5 protein-coding genes are annotated in these 6,508 nt (G+C 71.2%); 3 read left to right on the top strand and 2 right to left on the bottom strand.

What is annotated here, in order from left to right:
- Nucleotides 1–60: 60 nt before the first annotated feature.
- Complete coding sequence (locus Q0A34_RS02850; RefSeq protein ID WP_291478282.1) at nt 61–606, bottom strand: TetR family transcriptional regulator; 546 nt, start codon at nt 604–606, stop codon at nt 61–63.
- Nucleotides 593–2,029, bottom strand: coding sequence for an MFS transporter (locus Q0A34_RS02855; protein WP_291478283.1), 1,437 nt, complete (start codon nt 2,027–2,029; stop codon nt 593–595). The genes Q0A34_RS02850 and Q0A34_RS02855 overlap by 14 nt, the downstream gene beginning before the upstream one ends.
- A 358-nt stretch (nt 2,030–2,387) precedes the next feature.
- Here Q0A34_RS02855 and Q0A34_RS02860 point away from each other — a divergent pair, with 358 nt between their 5' ends.
- The 3 genes from Q0A34_RS02860 to alc are packed head-to-tail and all read left to right on the top strand — an operon-like array spanning nt 2,388 to nt 6,350.
- Nucleotides 2,388–3,719, top strand: coding sequence for a hypothetical protein (locus tag Q0A34_RS02860; RefSeq protein ID WP_291478277.1), 1,332 nt, complete (start codon nt 2,388–2,390; stop codon nt 3,717–3,719).
- An 11-nt stretch (nt 3,720–3,730) separates the two neighbouring features.
- Nucleotides 3,731–5,293 carry an allantoinase AllB gene (allB, locus tag Q0A34_RS02865; protein WP_291478279.1) on the top strand — a complete coding sequence of 521 codons (1,563 nt, stop codon included), beginning with the start codon at nt 3,731–3,733 and terminating at the stop codon, nt 5,291–5,293.
- Nucleotides 5,294–5,309: 16 nt separating this feature from the next.
- Entirely contained in the window at nt 5,310–6,350 is a 1,041-nt protein-coding gene (gene alc / locus Q0A34_RS02870; protein ID WP_291478280.1) for an allantoicase, read from the top strand.
- Nucleotides 6,351–6,508: the final 158 nt, after the last annotated feature.

Here is a 6,508-nt window from a genome sequence, read left to right on the forward strand (position 1 = left end):
CCCACTGTAGGCGTCGCCGACGGGGCTGACGAGACGGTCACCGGTGACGCCTCGCGGCTCCTACGGGATGAGCTCCAGGATCGCCGCCGTCAGGGCCTTACGCTGCGCCTCGGTGAGGGCGTGGTCGTGCACGTGGTCGTGCAGCCACAGGCCGTCGGCCAGGATCTGCACCAGGTACGCCGCACGCTTCAGGGCGGCGTCCTCCCCCTCCCCGTCGACACCGTCGACCGGGGGGAGCCACCGCTGGTCGACGTCCCGCCACACCTCGACGAAATCGCGGTGCGTGCGGGAATCCACCTGCAGCAGCAGGTCCGCCCGCGTCGCCGACCTGCTCAACGACAGCACCATGGCCCGCAGCCGTTCCGACGCCGGCACCTGGTCCGCCGGGCCGCCGGCCGCGGACTCCAGCTCGTCCTCCCACTGGCCGGCGAGGTACCGGTGCACACCGAGCATCAGCTCGTGGCGCGAAGGGAAGTGGTAGATCAGCCCCGACTTCGACATCCCGGACGCCTCGGCGAGCGACTCGTAGGTCACCGCGTCCAACCCGTCCGACTCGATGATGCCGACAGCGGCGCGCAGGATCACGTCCTTCTTACTCGTGCGCAGAGTACTTCGCCTCCTTCGGGTTCCCGCGGAAGCACCAGGCCGTCACCAGGGCGGCGACCACGGCCACGGCCCCGGCGATGACCAGCACCAGCAGGTAGCCGGTGTCGTAGGCGTCCGCGGCGGCCGCGCCGAGGACCGGGTGGTCCACACCGTGGTCGACGTCGTGGGCGACCTCGGACGGGGCCCTCATCGCGTAGAACATGGGCATCAGGCTACCCAGTACAGCCACCGACAGCAGCGTCCCGAACTCGTAGGAGATGGCCTCCACCGAGGACGCCATGCCCGCCTTGCTCTCCGGCGCCGACCCGATGATGGCCGAGGACGACACGGACATCACGCAGCCTGAACCGACCCCGACCAGGCCCAGGCCGATCACGGCGGCCCACAGCGGCTGGTCCGGGACCGCCCACACCACCGTGGCCACACCCACGGAACTGACGGTGAAACCGCCGGTGATCAGCGTACGGAAACCGAGCCGGTGCAGGTTCATGCCGCCGAGGATCGACGCGGGGATGGCGGGCACCGCCGCGGAGGCGACCAGCAGACCGGCCTCCAACGGGGTGAAGCCACCGGAGGTCTGGAAGCGCTGCGTGGTCATCAGCTCCGCGCCGGCCAGCACGAACATCGCGAACATGGCGGCCAGCGTGCCGCCGGCGAACATGCGGTCACGGAAGATCGAGAACTCCAGCAGTGCCGGCAGTCCCCGCTGCCTCAGCAGCCCCTGACGGTGGGCGAACAGCACGGCGCCGAGGAGAGCCACCCCCAGGGCCGACAGGACCAGGCCCGCACTGCCCTCGGAGTTGGCGACCTCCTTGATCGCCATGACCGCACCGACCATGGCCAGCATGGCCCACACCGACGAGAGCACGTCCCAGTGGCGGGACGGGTCGGCCTGGTTCGCGGGGGCGTAGGCGGCCGTCGCCACGAGGATGACCACCACGACCGGCACGTTGATGAGGAAGACGGTGCCCCAGTGGAAGTGCTCCAGCAGGAAGCCGCCCATCACCGGCCCGGACGCCGCACCGACGACGGCGATGGACCCCCAGATGCCGATGGCGGTGTTGCGCTCACGCACGTCGGTGAAGGTCTGGCGGATCAGCGCCAGGGTGGCGGGCATCATCGTCGCCGCACCGAAACCGAGCACGGCGCGGGCGGCGATCAGCATCCAGGCGTTCGGCGAGAAGGCCGCGAGCAGGGAGCCGACGCCGAAGACGCTCACACCGGTGAGGAACATGACGCGGTGGCCGATCTTGTCGCCGAGGGTGCCGGTGCCGAGCAGCAGGCCGACGAGCACCAGCGGGTAGGCGTTGATGATCCACAGGCCCTGCAGCGCGGTGGTGTGCAGTTCGTCGCGCAGCACCGGGAGGGCGGTGTAGAGGATCGAGTTGTCGGCGCCGACGAGGAAGAGCCCGAGGCTGATGATGCCGAGGAAGGTCCACCGCTGGGTCGGCGTGGTGGACGAGAGGGCGGCGGTCGTCGCGCCGGCTTCTCCGGGGGGACGTCCGCTCGTCCGTCCCGCCGTCGTCTTCGTGTGGCCCACGTTCGCTACCTCCTGTGTACTCCAGTCGTCACCGGTGTCTCCGATGTGTTCTGGTCTGCTTCGCACGTGTCGTGCACGACCGGTAACTGTACCGAACGTCCGTTACAGTTACAACTGCTGTGACGGGCCTCACCCGCCCCGCCACCTGCACAGACGACGGCCCGGCCACTGCGACGTCCGTCACAAGTCCGGACGATGACGTACCATCCGGGGGAACAGCCCGCACAGCCGAGGAGCACCCGTGCCCGACCCCAGCGTCCTGGACAGCATCAGCGACATCACCGCACTCGCCGACTCGACGCTGTCGGACATCGACCCGCTGGTCTCCGGCCGCTGGGCGACCCCGGTCACCTGGCGACAGCCGGTACACACCGTGTACGTGCCCGCCCACCTGATCACCGGCGACGGCACCCCCGGAGCGGACCTCCCCCGGCGGTGGGGGTCGGACGCACTCGCCGCCCTCGACGGCCACGGCCGCCCCGCCGACCTCGCCCGGGACCTCGGCATCTCCGCAGACCACGCGGAGACCGTCGGCCACCTCACCCGGGAGAAGCTGCTGCGGGAACCGGTCGAGGCCCTCCGCATCGACTTCGAGGACGGCTTCACCCAGCGCGGCGTCCCGCCGGAGAACCGCGACGCCGACGAGGACACCCGTGCCCGGCAGGCCGCCGCGGTCCTCGCCACGTGGTTCAGCGCGCCCGGGACCAGCGGCCACGCCACACCCGCCTTCGCCGGGATCCGGTTCAGCTCCTTCGACCCCGCCGTCCGCGACCGGGGCCTGCGAACCCTGGCCATCGTCCTGGAGGAACTTGCCGGGCGGGACGTGCTGCGCACGGTCCTGGAGAACGACCGTCGGGCACTGCGGCTGACCCTGCCGAAGGTCCAGCACCACCGCCAGGTCGAGGCCTTCACCGGGGTACTGCGCGCCATGGAGGCGACCCTGGGGGTACCGGAGATCCCGTTCGAGGTGCAGGTCGAGACACCCCAGGCGATCCTCGCCGCGGACGGCGCCGCGGAACCCGCCCGCCTCATCGCCGCCGGTGAGGGACGCGTGCTGTCCCTGCACTACGGCACCTACGACTACTCCGCCTCCCTCGGGGTCGACGCGGCCGAACAGGCGCTCGACCATCCCGTCGCCGACCACGCGAAGGACGTCCTGCAGGTGGCGACCGCCGCGGTGGGCGTGGAACTGTCCGACGGCTCCACCAACCGCATCCCCGTCGGCACCCGTGCCGGGATGCTCGAGGGCTGGCGTATCCACCACCACCTGGTGGCACGGCACCTGCGGCGCGGCATCCGGCAGGGCTGGGACCTGCACGCCCACCAGCTGGTGACCCGGCACATGACCACCATCGCCTACTTCCGGGCCGACTGGCGGGCCAGTGCCGAACGGCTGCGGGACTACGTCGCCGGCGACACTAGCCGGTGGATGGACGAACCCGCCACCGCCAAGGCGATGGCCGGCTACCTGGTGCGTGCCCACGGCTGCGGTGCGGTCACGGACCGGGAGCTGAAGACCACCGGCCTGGACCACGCGCAGTTGCGCCGTCTCCAGGTCAGCGGACGAGTGTGAGGAGTGACACCATGACAGACATCAGCACCATCTACCGCGCGGCACAGGCCGTGCACCTGCCCGACGGCGACCGCACGCCGGTACAGGGGCCGGTGACCGTCCTCGTCGGCGACGGGCGGATCCGCGCCGTCCTCGACGGGCGGGACGCCGACGTCCCCGGGGAGTTCGACGCCGGCTCCGCCACCGTGGTGGACGTCCCGGACGACCAGGTCCTGATCCCCGGGCTGGTGGACACCCACGTCCACGTCAACGAACCCGGCCGCACCGAGTGGGAGGGGTTCGCCCCGGTGACCCGCGCCGCCGCCGCGGGCGGGGTGACCACACTGCTGGACATGCCGCTGAACTCCGTCCCCTCCACCGTCACCGTCGACGCCCTGGACGCCAAACAGGAGGTCGCCGCACCGAAGGCGAAGATCAACGTGGGCTTCTGGGGCGGGGCGGTGCCCGACAACATCGGCACCGGCGACCTGCGGGCACTCTGGGACCGGGGGGTGTTCGGCTTCAAGTGCTTCCTGCTGCACTCCGGGGTGGACGAGTTCCCGCCGCTGTCCACCGCACAGCTGCACCGGGCGATGACCGAGATCGCCGGGTTCGACGGGCTCCTCATCGTCCACGCCGAGGACGCCGACGAGATCGCCGCCGGTGAGGCCCGCGTGGCCGCCGCCGGCGGGATCGACGAGACCTTCGACAGCTTCCTGGCGTCCCGGCCCTCGTCGGCGGAGGCGAAGGCCGTGGCCACGGTGATCGACGCCGCCGAGGCCACCGGGTGCCGGGCGCACATCCTGCACCTGTCCGACTCCGGCTCCCTCGACCAGATCGCCGCCGCCCGGGACCGCGGTGTGCGGATCACCGCCGAGACCTGCCCGCACTACCTGGCCCTGTTCTCCGAGGAGATCCAGAACGGCGCCACCCAGTACAAGTGCTGCCCACCGGTGCGCACCGCCGGCAACCGCGAACGCCTGTGGAAGGGACTGGTGGACGGGGTCATCTCCACGGTGGTCTCCGACCACTCCCCCTGCACCGCGGAACTGAAGAAGTTCGCCGAGGTCGCCGACGCCCAGGCGTCCGCCAATGAACGCAACGAACTCACCGCGTTCTCCGCCCTCGCCGCCACCGGCAACGACCTCGGCGCCGGCGGTGCCGACGGCCGCGGGTCCGGCGGTTCCTTCGGCGAGGCCTGGGGCGGCATCGGCTCCGTCCAGCTCGGGCTGCCGGTGGTGTGGTCGCAGGCCCGCCTGCGGGGACTGTCGCTGGCGGACGTCGTCGGCTGGATGTGCCAGGCCCCGGCCGAATGGGCCGGGCTGGCCGACCGCGGTGCGATCGCCGCCGGGCGCCGCGCCGACCTGGCCACCGTCAGCGCGGACGACGCCTTCGTGGTCCTGCCTGAGGAACTGCACCAGCGCAACAAGATCACCGCCTACGCACAACGCGCCCTCGCCGGCGTCGTGACCCGCACCTGGATCGACGGCGAGCCCGTCTACGTCCGCCCGTCCACCCCGCACGTCCCCGCGGCCGACCTGGATGACCGCACCGTCTTCCCCGCCGACGCCCGCCCCTTCACCCTCCGACCCTGACCAGCTGAGGAACACCATGACCGAGCACCACGACTTCCTGTCCTACCCCGACCTCGCCAGCCGCGCGCTGGCGGGATCCGTGGTGTGGGCGTCCGACGAGTCCTTCGCCGAGCGCGAGAACCTCATCATGCCGCACGAGCCCGCCTTCGACCCGGACGAGTTCGGCAACAAGGGCAAGGTCTACGACGGGTGGGAGACCCGGCGCCGCCGCCACGACGAGGTCGGGGAGAACGACGCCGCCATCGTGCGCCTCGGCGTCCCGGGACAGGTGAAGGGCGTCGTCGTCGACACCGCCTGGTTCACCGGGAACTACCCGCCCCAGTTCGCCGTGCACGGACTGACCTGCGACGAGTACCTCACCGGCGAGGAGATCGCCGCCCTGCCCGACGACCGCTGGTTCACCCTCGTCGCACCGGTGGACGCCCGGGGCGACCACCGGCACCACATCGAGATCTTCCCCGCCGGGGACGCCGCCGCCCGCCGGGTGACCCACGTGAAGCTGGAGATGATCCCCGACGGCGGCATCGCCCGCCTGCGCGTCCACGGCCAGCCCTCCCCCGACCCCCGCTTCATCACCGGCACCGTCGACCTGGCGGCGATGGAGAACGGCGGCCGGGTGACCGAGTGCACCAACATGTTCTACTCGCACCCGAACCAGATCATCTCCCTCGGCCGCGCCCACAACATGGGCGGCGGCTGGGAGAACGCCCGACGACGCGACGACGGCAACGACTCGGTCACCGTGCAGCTCGCCGGGGAGGGACGGGTGCGCTGGATCGAGTTCGACACGTCCTACTTCGTCTTCAACGCCCCCGGTCACGTGGCGCTCACCGGCGTGACCGGGGACGGGGAGGAGGTCGAGCTCGTCGGCAGGACCCGCGTACTGCCGGACACCCGCCACCGCTTCGCCGTGTCCGACACCGCAGAGGGCACCACCGGGCCGACACCCGTCGTCGCCGTGCGTGCCGACGTCTACCCCGACGGGGGTGTCTCGCGGCTCCGGGTGTGGGGAGAGCTCACCGACAACGGCCTGCTGGACATCGAAAGTCGCTGGTAAAAGGGCCGGAACCCGTCGGAATCAGGGGAACATCCGCACGAAACCCCGTCGAAACAGGCGGTTCCTAGACTCTCGCTTCTGACAGCCGCCCACCCCGGGCGCCGACGACGAGAACGGAGCCGGTCGACCGATGACACGTGTGATCCCCCGTGACGACC

Origin of the sequence: Corynebacterium sp. (assembly GCF_022712195.1) — a bacterium.
GTDB lineage: Bacteria > Actinomycetota > Actinomycetes > Mycobacteriales > Mycobacteriaceae > Corynebacterium.